The organism is Curtobacterium sp. MCPF17_003 (assembly GCF_003224385.1).
Classification (GTDB): Bacteria; Actinomycetota; Actinomycetes; order Actinomycetales; family Microbacteriaceae; genus Curtobacterium; species Curtobacterium flaccumfaciens.
This window is the reverse complement of record NZ_QKLC01000025.1, coordinates 1-16359: the sequence shown is the minus strand read 5'-3', so window position 1 is coordinate 16359 and position 16359 is coordinate 1. Positions and strand designations below refer to the sequence as shown.

At 71.2% G+C, this 16359-nt stretch carries 10 protein-coding genes; 1 reads left to right on the top strand and 9 read right to left on the bottom strand.

The annotated features are described in order from the left end of the window. Positions 1-4 precede the first annotated feature (4 nt). The 6 genes from DEJ30_RS16795 to DEJ30_RS16770 are packed head-to-tail and all read right to left on the bottom strand — an operon-like array spanning position 5 to position 7702. A complete protein-coding gene (locus DEJ30_RS16795) occupies positions 5-2098 on the bottom strand; it encodes a glycoside hydrolase family 36 protein (RefSeq protein WP_110862802.1) in 2094 nt (697 codons plus the stop codon). After that, the gene (locus DEJ30_RS16790; RefSeq protein ID WP_110862801.1) at positions 2095-2988 is read right to left on the bottom strand and encodes an ABC transporter ATP-binding protein; all 894 of its coding nucleotides are present in this window, start codon (positions 2986-2988) and stop codon (positions 2095-2097) included. Before DEJ30_RS16790 ends, DEJ30_RS16795 begins: the two co-directional genes overlap by 4 nt. Next, entirely contained in the window at positions 2985-3941 is a 957-nt protein-coding gene (locus tag DEJ30_RS16785) for an ABC transporter ATP-binding protein (protein ID WP_110862800.1), read from the bottom strand. The genes DEJ30_RS16790 and DEJ30_RS16785 overlap by 4 nt, the downstream gene beginning before the upstream one ends. Further along, positions 3938-4978, bottom strand: a complete 1041-nt coding sequence (locus DEJ30_RS16780; protein WP_110862799.1) for an ABC transporter permease — start codon at positions 4976-4978, stop codon at positions 3938-3940. The genes DEJ30_RS16785 and DEJ30_RS16780 overlap by 4 nt, the downstream gene beginning before the upstream one ends. A gap of 14 nt (positions 4979-4992) precedes the next feature. Next, positions 4993-5982 carry an ABC transporter permease gene (locus DEJ30_RS16775; protein WP_110862798.1) on the bottom strand — a complete coding sequence of 330 codons (990 nt, stop codon included), beginning with the start codon at positions 5980-5982 and terminating at the stop codon, positions 4993-4995. A 34-nt stretch (positions 5983-6016) separates the two neighbouring features. Then, on the bottom strand, positions 6017-7702 hold the full coding sequence (locus DEJ30_RS16770; RefSeq protein WP_110862797.1) for an ABC transporter substrate-binding protein: 1686 nt from the start codon (positions 7700-7702) through the stop codon (positions 6017-6019). Between the two features lie 116 nt (positions 7703-7818). Between DEJ30_RS16770 and DEJ30_RS16765 the strand changes: the two genes are divergently transcribed. Beyond that, positions 7819-10389, top strand: coding sequence for a glycoside hydrolase family 2 protein (locus tag DEJ30_RS16765; RefSeq protein ID WP_110862796.1), 2571 nt, complete (start codon positions 7819-7821; stop codon positions 10387-10389). Positions 10390-10744: 355 nt separating this feature from the next. Here DEJ30_RS16765 and DEJ30_RS16760 read toward each other — a convergent pair whose 3' ends face one another. The 3 genes from DEJ30_RS16760 to DEJ30_RS16750 form a co-directional block, all read right to left on the bottom strand. Next, on the bottom strand, positions 10745-12904 hold the full coding sequence (locus DEJ30_RS16760; RefSeq protein WP_258370031.1) for an alpha-galactosidase: 2160 nt from the start codon (positions 12902-12904) through the stop codon (positions 10745-10747). Continuing rightward, on the bottom strand, positions 12901-14916 hold the full coding sequence (locus DEJ30_RS16755; protein WP_110862795.1) for a beta-galactosidase: 2016 nt from the start codon (positions 14914-14916) through the stop codon (positions 12901-12903). Before DEJ30_RS16755 ends, DEJ30_RS16760 begins: the two co-directional genes overlap by 4 nt. 105 nt (positions 14917-15021) lie before the next feature. Continuing rightward, positions 15022-16152: an ROK family transcriptional regulator gene (locus DEJ30_RS16750; RefSeq protein ID WP_110862794.1), complete on the bottom strand. Its 1131-nt coding sequence runs from the start codon at positions 16150-16152 to the stop codon at positions 15022-15024. Positions 16153-16359 lie beyond the last annotated feature (207 nt).

Genomic DNA, 16359 nt, shown 5'->3' with positions numbered 1-16359 from the left:
TCACTCAGGCCTCCGCGTCCGCCTCCTGCGACCGGACGCGGAGCACCCGCGCTGTGGGGGTCGCGCCGCCGTTCGTGACCTCGAGCGAGCCCGAAGCGGCGTCCCACGCCACGGTCCACGACCCGAGTGCCGTCGGGAACAGCGGGTCGACGACCACCGCCTGCCCGGTGAACGCCGGTAGCGGCAACGACACCGACGCCGACGCACCGGGCAGCGACCACACCGACAGGTACAGGTCGCCCGAAGCGGCGTGCAGGCCGAGTGCGATCCACGGGTCCTCCCAGGCGGGCAGCCCGAGGGGCCAGACCGGCACTGCGGAGTCGACGACGTCCAGGACCTGCCGGTGCGCAGCGATTGCGGCGCCGACCACCGCCCGCTGCGAAGCCGACATCTCGTTGAGGTACCCGGACAGGTACATGCGTCCGAGCACCCCGTTCACGAGCGACAGCGTGAACAGCTCCGGCTCCATCGTCGGCGCCGGGTACGCCCAGTTCCCCGCCTGCTCGGGCAGCATCGCGGCGGGAGCAGCGGCGGCGATCGTGGCGGACAGCAACGGGTCCTGCTGGTCCGACGTCGACTGCATGTGCAGCCGGGACAGCATGGCCCAGTCGGCGCGCATCGCTCCCGAGGCGCAGTTCTCGATGAGCAGTGCCGGGTACCGCTCCTGCACGGCGTCGAGCCAGTCGAGCAGCGCCCGCTGGTGGTCGAGCGTCCCGGCGAACGGCCCGGTCATCGTGTTGTTGTCCATCTTGAAGAACGTCACGCCGAGTTCCCCGACGAGTCGGTCGACGACCGAGTCGAGGTGGGCGCGGGCCTCCGGCGAGCGCAGGTCGAGCAGGTGCCGCCCGTGCTCCGCGACCCGGACCCCGTGGTGCTCGACGAACGCGGACGACGGCAGGGTCGAGGCCAGCGGTGAGTGGATGCCGATGACCTCGGGTTCGAGCCAGAGGCCGGCCTGCATGCCGCGCGCTCGGATGTGGTCGATGACGGCCCCGAGCCCGGTCGGGAACCGCGACGCCGCTTCCTCCCACGCTCCGACGCTGTCCCACCAGTGCCCCTCGGCGTACCAGCCGGCGTCGATGCAGAACAGGTCCGCTCCGGCGTCGGCGGCCGCGTCGACGAGCGGCAGGAGCTTCTCGGTGGTCGGGTCGCCCATGAGCGTGTTCATGTAGTCGTTGAACACCAGGGGCAGGGCGCGATCGGCTTCCCGCACGTGCCGGAACGCCCGACGCTGCCGGGTGAGCACCCCGAACGCGTCGTCGATCGACCCGGCGATCCCCACGGAGACCGGCACCGAGGTGAACGGCTGCTCGGGCGTGACGACGGTGGTCCACTGGTGTTCCTGGTCGGTCGGCCCGCTCAGCAGCACGTACGCATGCCGCCGGGTCTCCCCGAGCTCGTACAGCCACGGCCCGTTGTGCTCGATCTGCCAGACGAGCGTGTACTCGTCCGCCCGCAGCACGCCGATCGGCAGCGCCTCGCCGGTCGACCACGAGCCGCGGTTCTGCACGACGGCGCGGCTGCGGGGCGGGTGGTGCTGGGCCTCCCGGTCGATCGCCGCGAGCCCGATCGACCGCAGCGGATCGGTCCGCCAACGGCTCTCCGCTGCCCAGTCGTTGTCCGCGTGGACGAGGGCGAGCTCGTCGACGGTGGCGCCCGAGTCGGTCAGGAACGCCCCGGTCGCGAACGACGACACGGAGTCGACGACGTGCTCGCCGTGCTCGTTCGACACCTCCGTCCACGTCTGGAACGCGGGCACGCCGGCGCGCGCCCGGAACACCGACTCGACCTGGAGGCCCGTGGCCGCGTCCACCTGCACGATCCGGAACCACAGGTCGGTCCCGTCGTCGTGCACGTGGTGCGACACGGGGCGCAGGCGCGCCCCGATGGTGGAGTCCACGTGCCGGAACCCGCCCGGGAACCGCCCGTGCCCGATCGTCGTCAGCTCGACGAGTGGCTGCGGGTCGTCCGGCCCGTCGGCGAGCGCTCCGCCGGTCGGCACGAACGACACGAGCGCGGCAGGCTGGTCGGCACCGACCCGGAACCGCGCCGAGAACCCGTCGGTGACCCAGTCGACGAACGTCGGCCGGTCGCTCATCGCGCCCCGACCGGTGCGGGCTCGCTCGACACCCAGGCTCCGACCGTGTGGTCGTAGCAGGTGGTGTTGTCGATCTTCGTCCGGTCGAGCGGCGGCCCCGCGGTGATCCGGCGCTCGGTGCGCTCCGGGTCGGGGGCGGCCTCGGCGAGCAGTCGGGTGTAGTCGTGGTGCGGGTCGAGGATGACGGCGTCCGACGGCCCGCGCTCGACGACCCGGCCGCGGTAGAGCACCAGGATCTCGTCGGAGAAGTGCCGCGCGGTCGCCAGGTCGTGCGTGATGTAGAGCACGGCGAGGTGGTCCTCGCGCTGCAGCCGACCGAGCAGGTTGAGCACGCTCAGGCGGATCGAGACGTCGAGCATCGACACGGGTTCGTCGGCGATGAGCACCTGCGCGCCCGGGGCGAGTGCGCGGGCGATGGCGACCCGCTGCCGCTGCCCGCCGGAGAGCTCGTGCGGCCGCCGCGATGCGAAGTCCTCGTCGAGGTTCACCCGGCCGAGCAGTTCCCGCACCTTGTCAGCGGTCTCGTCGGCGCCGCGGGCCCGGTGGTGCAACTGCAGCGGTCGGGCGATGTGGTGCTCGATCGAGTGGAACGGGTTGAGCGAGGCGAACGGGTCCTGGAACACCATCTGCACGTGCCGCCGGTACATGCTGCCCTCGACGGGGGTGCCGTCCTCGAGCCGCACGTCGATCGACCCGCGGGTCCTGGTCTCGAGCTTCGCGAGCATCCGCGCGATGGTGGACTTGCCCGAGCCGGACTCCCCCACGAGCGCGACGGTCCGGCCGGGCAGCAGGTCGAACGACACGTCGTCGACGGCCCGCAGGGTGGTGCGCTTCAGGCCCTTGCGGGTGTGGAAGTCCTTGCCGAGGTGGCTGACGGTCACACTGGTCATCGGTCCGTCTCCTGTGCTGCCTGGACCACGACGGCCCGGGTGTCGGTCTCGGGTTCGGCGCCGTCCTCGACCCCGGTGCGGATGAACGCGCCGCGGGCTCCGGACAGGCTCGGGAACGACTGCAGCAGCTTCCGCGTGTACGGGTGCTGCGGGTCGTGCTGGATCACGCTGGCACGGTTGCACTCGACGACCTCGCCGCGGAGCATGATCGCGATCCGGTCGCTGATCTCGAGCAGCAGCGGCAGGTCATGCGTGATGAACACGACGGCGAACCCGAGCTCGTCGCGCAGCCGGACGATCTCGCGCAGGATCTCCCGCTGCACCACGACGTCGAGCGCGGTGGTCGGCTCGTCCATGATCATGATCTGCGGTTCGAGCAGCATGGCCATCGCGATCATCACGCGCTGCCGCATGCCGCCGGACAGCTCGTGCGGGTACGCGGTGATGCGGGACGGGTCGACGCCGACGCGGCGCAGGGCGTCCTCGGCGATGGCCCGACGTTCCCTGCGCGGCAGGCCCTTGCGGTGTTCGACCAGGGCGTCGTCGAGCTGGGCGCGGATCGTGGTGACCGGGTTGAGCGCGTTCATCGCCCCTTGGAACACCATCGACAGCTTCGACCAGCGCACGGCACGGAGCTGCTCGTGTGGAAGCCCGAGCAGGTCGACGTCGGTGCCGTCCCGGTCGTGGAACGTGATGCTGCCGGACGCGACCTTCGCCGGCGGCCGGTGCAGCCGGGTGATGGCGTAGGCCAGGGTCGTCTTGCCGCAGCCGGACTCCCCCGCCAGCCCGAGGATCTCGCCGGGCGCCAGGGTGAGCGAGACGTCCTTCACGGCGTGCACGGGGTGCTCGGTCTCGTAGACGACGTCGAGGTGGTCGATCGTCAGCACGGCCGGACGGCGGCCGTCGCCCGTGGCGTCGGAGGTGACCGGTCGTGCGGTGTCGGTGGCGCTCATCGGGCGACCCCCTTCGTGTCGTGACCGGCGGTGGCGACGCGGGCCGGGCCTCCCGAGCGAGCCGCACGCTTCGCACGACGGTCACGCCGTCGCTGCGCACGCACGTTCGCGAGTCGCGGGTTGATGACCTCGTCGATCGAGAAGTTCACCAGGGACAGGCCCATGCCGAGCAGGGCGATGAGCAGGCCCGGCGGCACGAACCACCACCAGGCGCCGTTCGCCAACGCGAAGCCGTTCTGGGCGTAGAAGAGCATCGTGCCGAGCGTCGACGAGTTCGACGCCCCGAGCCCGAGGAACGACAGCCCCGCTTCCCCGAGGATCGCCGCGATCACCGCGAACACGAACTGCGACGCGAGCACCGGCAGCAGGTTCGGCAGGATCTCGACCGCGATGACCCGCCAGGGCCGTTCGCCGGCGACTCGGGCGGCGGACACGTAGTCGCGGTTGCGGATCGACATCGTCTGCGCCCGCAGCACCCGGGCGGACCCGGCCCACGACGTGATCGCCAGGACGACGGCGATGGTCCAGAGCCCGCGGGCCTCACGCGGCACCAGGCCGGAGATGACGATGACGAGCGGCAGGCCGGGGATGACGAGGAACACGTTCGAGAACAGCGAGAACGCCTCGTCCATGATCCCGCCCAGGTAGGCGCCGAGGATGCCGAAGAACGCGGACAGCACCGTGGCGAGGACGCCGACGATGAGCCCGATCTGCAGGCTGCCCCGGGTGGCGAAGGCGAGCTGCGCCAGGACGTCCTGACCGGTCTGGGTGGTGCCGAGGACGTTCTCGCCGCTCGGTCCCTGCAACCCGGTGTCGCGGATGGTGGTCGGGTCGCCGACGAGCAGCGGTCCGATCACCCCGAACAGCGTGACGCCGGCGACGAGCGCGATGCCCGTGACGAGCCACGGGGTGAGGGTGGGGAGGAACCTGCGGATGCCGCCCTTCGACGCGCGCCGGGTGGCGATCGACGTGGTGCTGTCGGCCTCCTCGGTCAGTGCGCCGATGGTGGGCTCGGTCTCCTGCTGGATGTTGGTCATGGTCGTCTCCTCCCCTAGCTCCGTGCCCGCGTGCGCGGGTCGATCAGTCCGTACAGCAGGTCGACGACGAGGTTCGCGCCGAGGACCGCCAGGGTGATGAACAGGAAGATGCCCTGCATCAGCGCGTAGTCGTTGTTCGTCACGGCGGACAGCAGCTTCGACCCGATGCCCGGGTACGAGAACACCTGCTCGGTGACGACGGAGCCGGACACGATGAACCCGAGGGAGATCGCGAACCCGGCGACGGACGGCAGCACGGCGTTGCGGGCGGCGTAGTTCCGCAGGATCTTGCCGTCCGACAGGCCCTTCGCCTGCGCGGTGGTGATGTAGTCCTCGGAGAGCGTCGACACCATCATGTTGCGCATGCCGAGCAGCCAGCCCCCGAGCGACGCGAGCACGATCGTCACGGCCGGAAGCACCCCGTACTTGATCGCCGAGGCGATGAAGTCCCAGTTGAACCCGGGGGTCAGGATGACGTCGTAGCCGCCCTGCGCCGGGAACAGGTGGATCCCGGTGGCGAAGAAGTACACCAGGATCAGCGCGAGCCAGAAGTACGGCACCGCGGCGAGCAGGGTGGTGGCCGGCACGAACGAGTCGAGCCAGGTGCCCGGCCGCCAGCCGACGAAGGCCCCGAGGCCGACGCCGATGATCGCGGCCAGGATCGTGGCGATCCCGACCAGCGCGATGGTCCACGGCAGCGAACTGCCGATCACCTCGGTGACGGGTGCAGGGAAGTAACTGACGGACACCCCGAGGTCACCGCGGAACACGTTGACCAAGTAGTGGCCGTACTGGGAGATGAGCGGCTCCGAGGAATCGCCACCGAGGAGCAGCTCGTACGCCTCCCGGGTCGCCGGGGTCACCTGCCCGCCGCGCTGCTGGAGCTTGGCGAGCAGGATGTCCACCGGGTTGCCGGGCAGGAGCCTGGGGATGATGAAGTTCAGCGTCAGGGCCGCCCACAGTGCGACGACGTAGAAGCCGATCTTGCGCAGGAAGTAGGTCATCGTCGAGTGCCCCTCGGTCGCGATCCCATCGGTGTCAGCCCTTCGCCGGCTTGAGCGCCTTGAAGATCTCGGCGTTGTCCGGGCTCGCCCAGACCGCGGGGAACGCGTACAGGTCGTCCTCCGTCGGCCAGCCGGTGAACTTCGCCGCGTGGAACTCGCTCGTCGTGCCGCCGGTCATCACGGGGATGTAGGGCAGGTCCTCGACGATGTGCTCCTGGATCGTGTCGAGCTCGGGCTGCGTCGCCGCGGTGTCCTCGGGGTTGATCGTGGCGAGCTTCGCGATGGCCTCGTCGACGTCGGGGTTGCTGTACCGCGAGATGTTCATCGGGGCTGCTTCACCGACCTTCGCGGTGTTCGCCGTCGTGAAGTAGTTGTTGTACAGGTAGTACGGGTTCGCCGTCGGGCCCTGACCGAGCGAGTCGATCGCGAGCTCGAAGTTGCCCTTGGTCTTCTTGTCGGTCCACTCGTTCCACGACGACTGCTGCGCCTTGAGCTCGATGCCCGCGGCCTTGAGCTGCTGCGTCATGGTGTCGATGGCGGTGATGTAGTCGGTCCAGCCGGTGACGACCTCGACCGTCAGGGACAACTTCTTGCCGTCCTTGGCGTAGATGCCGTCGGCGCCCTTCGCGTAGCCCGCGTCCTCGAGCGCCGATGCCGCTGCGTCGGTGTCGGGGGTCTCCGGCATGACGGCCGGCTCGATGTCCTTCGAGATGGTGTCCTTCTGCGTCGTGGTGAGCGCGAAGGTCGGCGAGATCTCGCTCGCGGTGTTCTCGAACGCCAGCGAGTTGAGCTGCTTGCGGTTGATGGCGTCGGCGATCGCGTGGCGGACGGCCGGGTCGGTCTGCGGGCCGGCGCAGCCCAGGTCGGTGTTCGCGCAGGTCAGCAGGGCCATCTGGTTCTGGCCGACGGTGATGCCGTCGTAGCCGTTGTAGTTGGCGGGGATGTCGTCCATGTTCGGCACCGGGCCGGTCTGCCAGTCGATCGACCCCTGCTTCAGGGCGTCGGCGCCGGCGGTGTTGCCGGAGAGCGACAGGTAGCGGATGGTCTTCACGGCCGGGGCGCCGTCCCAGTACTTCTTGTTCGCCTCGAGGGTGAACGCCTGCGCCTTGAAGGTGCCGAGCGTGTACGGGCCGGTGCCGACGGGCTCGCGCACGACGTCGGTCGTCGGGTCGATGTCCTTCCACAGGTGCTCGGGCACGATCCAGGTCTTGCCGAGCAGGTTCGGGCCGAGCACGAACGACGGCTTGTCGAACGAGACGACCACCTTGTCGTCGCCGTCGGCCTTCGCGGTGCCGTCGTAGCCGATCGAGTTCAGGGCCTTCTGCTTCTTGAGCATGTCGAGCGTGAACACGACGTCCTTCGAGGTGAAGGGCTCGCCGTCGCTCCAGGTGGCTCCGTCGCGCAGCGTGATCGTGAGCTGCGTGCCGTCGTCGTTCCACTCGTAGGACTTGCCGAGCAGCGGCTTCGGGTCCTTCGTGTTGACGTTGGTGATGAAGAAGAGCGACTCGTAGATCGTGCCGACGCCGCCGATGTTGGACGGCGACCACGGGTTGAAGTTGATCTGGTAGTCGCCGGACTGGCCGGTGTACGCCACCAGGGTCGAGGCAGCGGCGTCGTTCGTGCTGGCGCTGCCGCTGGAGCTGCAGCCGCTGAGCGCGAGGCCGGCTGCGAGGAGAACGGCGCCGCCGATGGCGAGCCGTGAACGGGTTGGGTTGAACATCGTTGTCCTCTCGGTCTGCGTCGTCGCAGAGTCCACGTTGTGAGCGTGATTGTTACACGCGTAAACTAAGGCGGTCAAGGGGTCGGGTCACGGCCCCGTAACGATGAGGAGACGCAATGGAGCGGACCACCCTGGACGGCACGTGGACCCTCGAGGCGGTGACCGGGCCCGAGCAGTCGGCGGAGCACCGCGAACCGATCGCGGCGCAGGTCCCCGGCTGCGTGCACACCGACCTGCTGCGGGGCGGCCGGATCCCCGACCCGTTCGACGGCGACGGCGAGGCCGCCACCCAGTGGATCGGCGACACGGTCTGGCGCTACCGCCGCACCTTCGAGTGGACTGCGCCGGACGAGACCCGCCACGACCTCGTCGCCGAGGGCCTCGACACCCTCGCCACCATCGAGCTCAACGGCATCGTCGTCGCGACCACCGCCAACCAGCACCGCTCGTACCGGTTCCCCGTCGGGCACCTCCTCCGCCCGGGCACGAACGAGCTCGTCGTCACCTTCGACGCGCCCGTCCCCGCCGCCGAGCGCCTGTCCGCCCTGCACGGCGGCGAGCTCCCCCACGTCAACCACCACCCCTACAACGCGCTCCGCAAGAACGCGTCGAACTTCGGGTGGGACTGGGGCGTCGACGTCGCCACGAGCGGCATCTGGAAGTCGATCGGCATCGAGTCCTGGAGCGGCGTCCGCATCGCGGCCGTCCGCCCGCTCGTCGACCTCGACGGCACCACCGGTGTGCTGACGGCCCACGTCGACGTCGAGCACGCCGGCTCCACCGGCTCCTTCTCACAGGCGATCGGCAGCGCGCCCGTCGCGTCAGCAGACGGTTCCGCGGGCACCGGCCTGGAGGCCCGCATCACCCTGGCCCCGCACCCCGCGCCCGCAGGGCACCCGGGTTCCGACACCGAGCCTCCCGTCCGTCCCGTTGACACCCCGGACACCGCCGGCCGGGTGGTCGGCGTGCGCCCTGTCGTGGACGGCGCCGCGACCGTCCGCCTCGAGGTTCCCGACGTCGCCGTCTGGTGGCCCCGCGGCGAGGGCGACCAGCCGCTGTACGACGTCCGGGTCGACGTCGGCGACGACGTCTGGACCGGCCGCGTCGGTTTCCGCACGGTCACGCTCGACACCGCCGCCGACGCCGACGGCGCGCCGTTCCTGCTCCGCGTGAACGGCCGTGCGGTCATGGTGCGCGGGGCGAACTGGATCCCCGACCACGCCTACCTGACCGAGATGACACCCGCCCGGTACGCGGACCGGATCCAGGACGCGATCGACGCGAACATGAACCTGCTCCGCATCTGGGGCGGCGGAATCTACGAGTCCGACGACCTGTACGACCGGTGCGACGAGCTCGGCGTCCTGGTGTGGCAGGACTTCCTGTTCGCCTGTGCCGCCTACGCCGAGGAGCCCTGGCTCGCCGACGAGGTCGAGCCCGAGGTCCGCGAGGCCGTCACCCGCCTCAGCCCGCACCCCTCGCTCGTGGTGTGGAACGGCAACAACGAGAACCTCGTCGCCTACGCCGAGTGGGGCTGGCGGCCGTCGCTCGTCGGCCGGACCTGGGGCAACGGCTACTACCGTTCCCTGCTGCCGTCGGTCGTCGCCGAGCTCGACCCGACCCGGCCGTACACGCCGGGCAGCCCGTTCTCGTTCGACGAGTACCTGACGCCGAACGACCAACGGAACGGCAGCGTGCACATCTGGGACGTCTGGAACCGCCTCGACTACCGCGCCTACGCCGACTGGGAGCCGCGGTTCGTGGCGGAGTTCGGGTTCCAGGGCCCGCCGGCGTGGTCGACCCTGACCGCAGTGGTGCACGACGAGCCCCTCGACCCGGACGGCCACGAGATGCTCGTGCACCAGAAGGCCGACCAGGGCAACCGGAAGCTCGCCGACGGCATGCGCGGCCACCTGCCCTCGCCGACGAACATCGAGGACTGGCACTTCGCCGCACAGCTCAACCAGGCGCACGCGATCCGCTTCGGCATGGAGTGGTTCCGCTCCCGCACGCCCGACAACACCGGCATGATCGTCTGGCAGCTCAACGACGACTGGCCCGTGGTGTCCTGGGCCCTCGTCGACCACGCCGGCATCCGGAAGCCCGTCTGGTACGCCGTCCGGCAGGCCTACCAGCCCGTGCTGCTCACCGTGCAGCCGTCGTCCGGGGGCGAGGGCGGTCTCGACGTCGTCCTCGTCAACGCGTCCGGGGCGTCGGTCGCCGACGAGGTCACCGTCTCCCGCGTCGCCTTCGACGGCACCGTGCTCGAGTCGTCGTCGTTCATGCTCGCCGCCGCCCCCGCCGACGCCGACCGGGTGCAGCTGCCGTCGTCGCTCGCGGTGCCCGGCGACCCCGGTGCCGAGGTCCTCGTCGTCACGGGAGCCGGCACCCGCACGGTGCACGACTTCGCCGAGGTCGTCGACCAGGCGCTCGAGCCCGCACCGCTGCAGACCGTCGTGACCCAGACGGCCGACGGCGCGACGGTGACCGTCACGGCGACGGCGTACGCACGCGACGTCTCGCTGTTCCCCGACCGCGTGGATGCGGCCGGTCGCGTCGACGAGGGCCTGGTGTCCCTGCTCCCCGGCGAGTCGGTGACCTTCACGGTGACGGGCGTGCCGGGCATCGCGACGGAGGCCCTCGTCCACCCGCTCGTCCTCCGCCACGCGGGTTCGCTCCTGCCCTGACCCGGTGCGGCGCCCTGACGGTTCCGGTTCACGATCCCCCGGGCGCGCGAACCGGAACCGTCACCCCCGCCCGATCTCCTCGCCCCCCATCCCGCGAGCGGGCGAAACACCCGGGTCAGCCACCGCCGTCACCCCGGCATTCCGCCCGCTCGCCCACCGCCCACGAGCCCACCACCCACGACGAACGGGCGAAACACCCGGGACACCCACCGCCGTCACCCCGGCATTCCGCCCGCTCGCGCACCGCCCACCACCCACGACGAATGGGCGAAACACCCGGGTCACTCACCGCCGTCACCCCGGCATTCCGCCCGCTCGCCCACCGCCCGCTCACGCCGGACAGCAGCGGACCCGCTCAGTCGAGCGCGCGGAGCTCCAGCACGATCGCGGTCGCGGGTGCGAGCAGCGGGAGCCGTGCGCCGACGTCCTCGAACACGGCGCCGGTCAGTTCCAGGTGCCCGCGCACGAGCCACTCCGGCGGCACCATGTCGAGCCCGTGCGGCACAGCGAGCCCGGACACCGGAGCGAGCCGGTAGCGCCGCGACCGGTCGAGTCCACGGAACCGGAGCGGCACCGGCAACGACCTCGGCCCCGTCTCCGTCCGCGCTACCCGCACCAGCGCCCGCGACCGATCGGTGGCCACCACCGACGTCGCCACCGTCCCCGGGTCCCCGAGGTCCAGGTGCCGCACCCGCCCGGAGTGCAGCAGCCCGCGTTCCCGGCGGTACAGCGCTGTCCAGGCCCGGAGCCGGTCGAGCTCCTCGGGCGACAGCTTCGTGATGTCGGTCTCGATGCCGGCCGAGCCGAACAGCGACACCGCCATCCGGAAGTCCAGGTCGAGGTGCCGTCCAGTGGTGTGCGAGATCTCCGGCCCGACGTGCGAGCCGATCAGCTCGAGCGGCAGCAGCGCCTCGGTCCAGCGCTGGATCGGCAGTCGCTCGAAGGCGTCGTTCGAGTCCGACGGCCACACGCGGTCGGTGCGCTCGAGCACGCCGAGGTCGATCCGGGCACCGCCGCTCGCGCACGCCTCGATCTCGAGCCACGGGTGCCGCGCACGCAGCTCGTCCATCAACGCGTAGACGCCGCGGGTGTGCGCGTCGATGCCAGCTCGACCCGCGTGCACCGCGTGCACGATGTCGCGGTTCTGGTCCCACTTCACGAAGTCGACGTGGTGCTCACCGATCACACGGGACATGCTCTCGAGCACGTGGTGCCGGGCCAGCGGGTTCGCCATGTCGAGCACGTACTGGTTCCGCCACGTCCGCACGTCGTCCTCGGGGCGCTGCAGCATCCACTCGGGGTGCGCCGCGGCGAGCTCGGACACCGGGCTCACCATCTCGGGCTCGAACCACAGCCCGAACTCCATGCCAAGCGCACGCACCCGGTCGACGAGCGGCGCCAGCCCGTCCGGCCACACCGTCGGGTCGACCCGCCAGTCCCCCAGGGACGTCGAATCCGACCGCCGGCCGAGGAACCACCCGTCGTCGAGCACGAACCGCTCGACCCCGATGTCCGCCGCGGTCTCGGCCAATGCCACCAGGGGCTCGAGCTCCTGCCGGAAGTAGACGGCCTCCCACGTGTTCAGCACCACGGGCCGGGGCCGTCGCGGGTGCCCCGGGCGACTCCGCAGCGAATCGTGCAGGCGGTCGGACAGCCCGTCGATCCCGGTGTCGCTCCACACGAACACGGCGTCGGGGGCGGTGAACGACTCCCCCTCGACGAGTACGACCTCGCCCGCGCGCAGCAGTTCCCCGGCGCCGAGCAGCGGCCGCGCCTCGGCGAGCTGGTCGTACCGGTACACGGAGTCCGCGCTCCAGGCCAGGTGCACCGCCCACAGCTCGCCCTCGGCATCCGAGAACCCGGGCGTCCCGAGCACGAGCAACGTCGGCGAATCGTGGCCCGTGCGCCCGCGACGGCTCTCGCGTGCGTGGCTCCCGGCGGTCGCGGCCCGGCGCTGCGGTGTGCGCTCACGGGTCCACCGTCCGCCCAGGTCGAGCACCTCGGTGATCCGCTCCCCCACGGGCAGCGTCGCCTCGAGCGCCTGCAGGTGCACGGGCTCGGCGTGCGTGTTCGTCACCGTGTGCCGCACCCGCAGCACCCCCGCGGTGTCGAGCGCGAACTCGCTCCGGAGCGCCAACGGGTCCGACTCGGCGGTCACGACGATCCGCCGGTCATCCGCCAGGACGATCACGTCACGCCACCGCGGCACCAGCGGCATCCCGTCCACGTGCCCGGCGATCCCCGGCCGCCCCTCCCACCCGTCGCGCTCGGTCGGCAGCACCGTGAGCGGCCACCGCGCGTCGAGCGCACTCGGTCCGAGCGGCCGGCCGAGTGCAAGCAGCAGGTCGGCCGTGTCGTCCGGCGCGACGGGCCCGACGTCCCGACCCCAGTGCAGGACCTCGGGCAGGCCGTCCGCCGCGGATGCCAGCACCAGCGACACCCCGGCGGACCGCAGCACGTGCACGCGTCGATCGCCTGCACCGACGGCTGTCGACTCGCGCTCCACGACGGTCACGAGACCCGCTCCTCGCGCAGCACGCGGACGCGTCCGGCCGGCACGACGGTGTCCGGCCCGTGGCCGGACCCGTCGAGCAGGTCCGTCCCGGACGCGACGACCGTGACGTCGTCAGCACGGTGGTTGACGAGGAACAGGAAGGCGGAACCGTCGTCGCCGACGCGACGCACCGCCTCCAGGCCGGGAGGCCCGGTGACCGTCCGCAGGATCCCCCGCTGGGCGATCACCCCGTCCACGAGCCGTTGGATGCTGTCGTCCGCGAGCATCGCAGACACGTACCAGGCGCCGCCGCCGACGGCGCGGCGCGTGACGGCGGGCCGGCCCGCGAGCGGGCCGTCGGTGTACCGGAGCACGGACTCGGCGTCCTCGAGCACGACCGCTTCGGCCCAGTCGGTGACGACCTCACCGTCGTCGAGGGTCCAGCGCTCGTCGCGCTGCAGCGGGGTGAACTCCTCGCTCCAGGCGCCGAGCACCTGGCGGAACGCTCCCGGGTACCCGCCGGTGCGGATGCGCGCGGTCTCGTCGGCGACGCCGGACAGGTAGGTGACGATCAGAGTGGCGCCGCGGTCCAGCACGCCGGACAACCGCGCGGCGGTCGCGTCGTCGACGACGAGCATCGTCGGCACGACGACCACGTCGTAGCCGTCCAGGTCGGCGTCGGCGGGGACCACGTCGGTGAGCACCTGCCGGTCGTGGAACGCGCGGTGCCAGGCGCGGAGCTCCCGGCCGTAACGGAGACCCCGGTGCGGCTTGAGGCCCGACTGCACGGCCCACCCGGAGGCCTCGTCGACGACGATCGCGACCCGGGCCGGCTGGACTCGGGTGCCCTGCACGGGTGCGAGGTCCTGCAGCGCCCGGCCGAGGGCGAGCACCTCGCGCCAGATGCGCGTGCGGGTGCCGGCGTGCGGGAGCATCGCGGAGTGGAACTGCTCGGCGCCCGCGGTGGAGGCCCGCCACTGGAAGAACATCGCCCCGTCGGAACCGTGCGCCACGTGCGCCAGGGCGTTCCGGACGAGCTCCGCGGGTTCCTTGGCGCGGTTGCGCTGCTGCCAGCTCGGGCCACCCGTCGAGTGCTCCATGAGCAGCCAGGGACGGCGATCCGCCGACATCCCGCGCATCCGGTCACCGGCCAGCGCGAGGTCCTGCTCGCGGCGAGCGTCGTCGACGAGCGTGTAGTGGTCGTTCGCGACGATCGCCACGTGCTTCGCCCACCCGGCGTAGTCGACGACCTGTGAGCCGGCGCCCACCATGAAGTTCGTGGTGACCGGCACGTCCGAGTGCTGCTCGATGACGGCCTTCTCGGCGTCGTACTGGCGGAGCAGGGTGTCGGACGAGTACCGCTCGAAGTCGAGCGCGAGCCCGGGGTTCGGCGCGCCGCCGACACCGCGCGGCGGCGAGACCTCGTCGAACGAGGTGTAGGTGTGCCCCCAGAAGGCCGTGCCCCAGGCGTCGTTCGCGGCCTCAACGTCGCCGTACTTCGCGACGAGCCAGTGCCGGAAGTCCGCTGCCGACTCCTCGCAGTAGCACCGGCCGTTGCCGCCGCCGAGCTCGTTGCTCACATGCCAGAGTCGCACCGCCGGGTGTCGGCCGTACCGCTCGGCCAGCGCGTCGACCATGCGGAGCGCGTGCTCCCGGAACAGCTCGGAGGCCGGGCACCACCCGAGTCGCCCACCGGGTCGTTCCCGCCGCTCCGTGGCGTCCACGGGCAGGATCTCCGGGTGTGCGGTCAGCAGCCAGTTCGGCGGGGCGGCGGTCGGCGTCGCGAGGTCCACCGCGATGCCGTGCGCGTGCAGCAGCGCGAGCACGTCGTCGAGCCACTCCCACGTGAAGTCCCCCGGCGACCGCTCGAGCAGCGCCCACGAGAACACCCCGACGGTGACCAGGTTCACGCCGGCCTCTCGCATCAGGCGAACGTCCTCGAGCCAGGTCTCCCGGGGCCACTGCTCGGGGCTGTAGTCGCCGCCGAACGACAGGCCGTCGGTCGGCCACGGGACGGTGGGGGCAGCGGTCACGGCATCTCCTTCGATGGTGTGGACCGCTCAAGCCTTCCGCCTGCGTCCACGTTTGTCAACGTGCGTAACTAACGCGTCGACACCTCTGCCTGGCCCTGCAGCGGATCACTCCCCCAGCAGCCGGCGGATGGCGAGCACCGCCCCAGCGCGTGCCCACTCAGAGAACTCGAACGGCTGCACCTCCACCGTGACCGGCTCGGTGTACGGCGCCAGGGCGGCCCGCATCGACTCATCGACGGTCGCCCGCGCCAGGTCGTACACGGGCAGCCCATCCCCCGTCAGCACGATCGCTGCGGGGTCGGCGATGTGCACGGCGGTGGCGAGCAGGACCCCGAGGGCGCGGCCTGCATCCTCGAACGCAGCGAGGGCTCCCTCGTCGCCGTCCCGCGCGAGCTCGACCACCTGGTCGTACGTCTTCCCCTCGTGCCCGGCGTTCCGCACGATGACCGGGCTCGGCAGGTAGCTCGAGGCGCACCCGGCGTGCCCGAGCCCGCAGTCCGGCCCACCGCCGAGGACCGGCAGGTGCCCGATCCGTCCCAGGCGCCCGTGCTCCCCGGTCGAGACCTGCCCGTTCGCGATCAGCCCGAGGCCGATGCCCTCACCGACGGTCACCAGCACCATCGATCCACGACCCGCGCCGGCGCCGAACCAGTGCTCCTTCGCCGTCAACGCGTGGACGTCGTTCGCTGTGAACGTGGCGATGCCCGTCCGCTCCTCGAGCATCTGGGCGAAGGGCACCTCGTGCCACCCGAGGAACACCGACCCGGCGACCACCGACTCCCCCTCGCGGACGATGACGTCACCGGGCAGCGAGACGCCGATCGCGCAGATCGCGGGGTGGGCCACCAGGAGTCGCTCCAGAACGGCCGTGATCTGCTCCGCGAGCGGCTCGGCGGCGGTGTCGTTGATGCCTTCTTCGTGCAGGGCGAGGACCCGTCCGCCCAGGTCCGTGACCGCGGCGTACAGGCGGTCCTTCGTGAGCTTGACGCCGAGGAACTCCCACTGCCCACTGCTCACCTGCAGGAGCTCCGACGGGCGACCTGTAGCACCTCGCACGTCCGTCCCCACCTCGACCACGAGGCGCTGCGACACCAGGATGCGCATGGCCCGGGTGAGACTCGCCCGTGAGAGCCCGAGTGACCGAGCGATCTCGGCACGGGAGAGCACCCCGTGGATGAGGATCTCCCGCAGCGCCAATCGGGAGCCGTCGGGCAGGGCCGGCCAGGCTTCGGTCATCGTTCCTCCGTCGTCGGCTGATCCTACGGCCTGACCAGGCCCCGGCGACAAGGACCCAGAACGGGCCGGGAACGGGCCGGGAACGCAGAAAACCCCTGACCACGAATGGTCAGGGGTTCCCTGGTTCTTCTACGTTAAGTCCGGCGGCGTCCTACTCTCCCACAAGGTCCCCCTTGCAGTACCATCGGCGCTGAGAGGCTTAGCTTC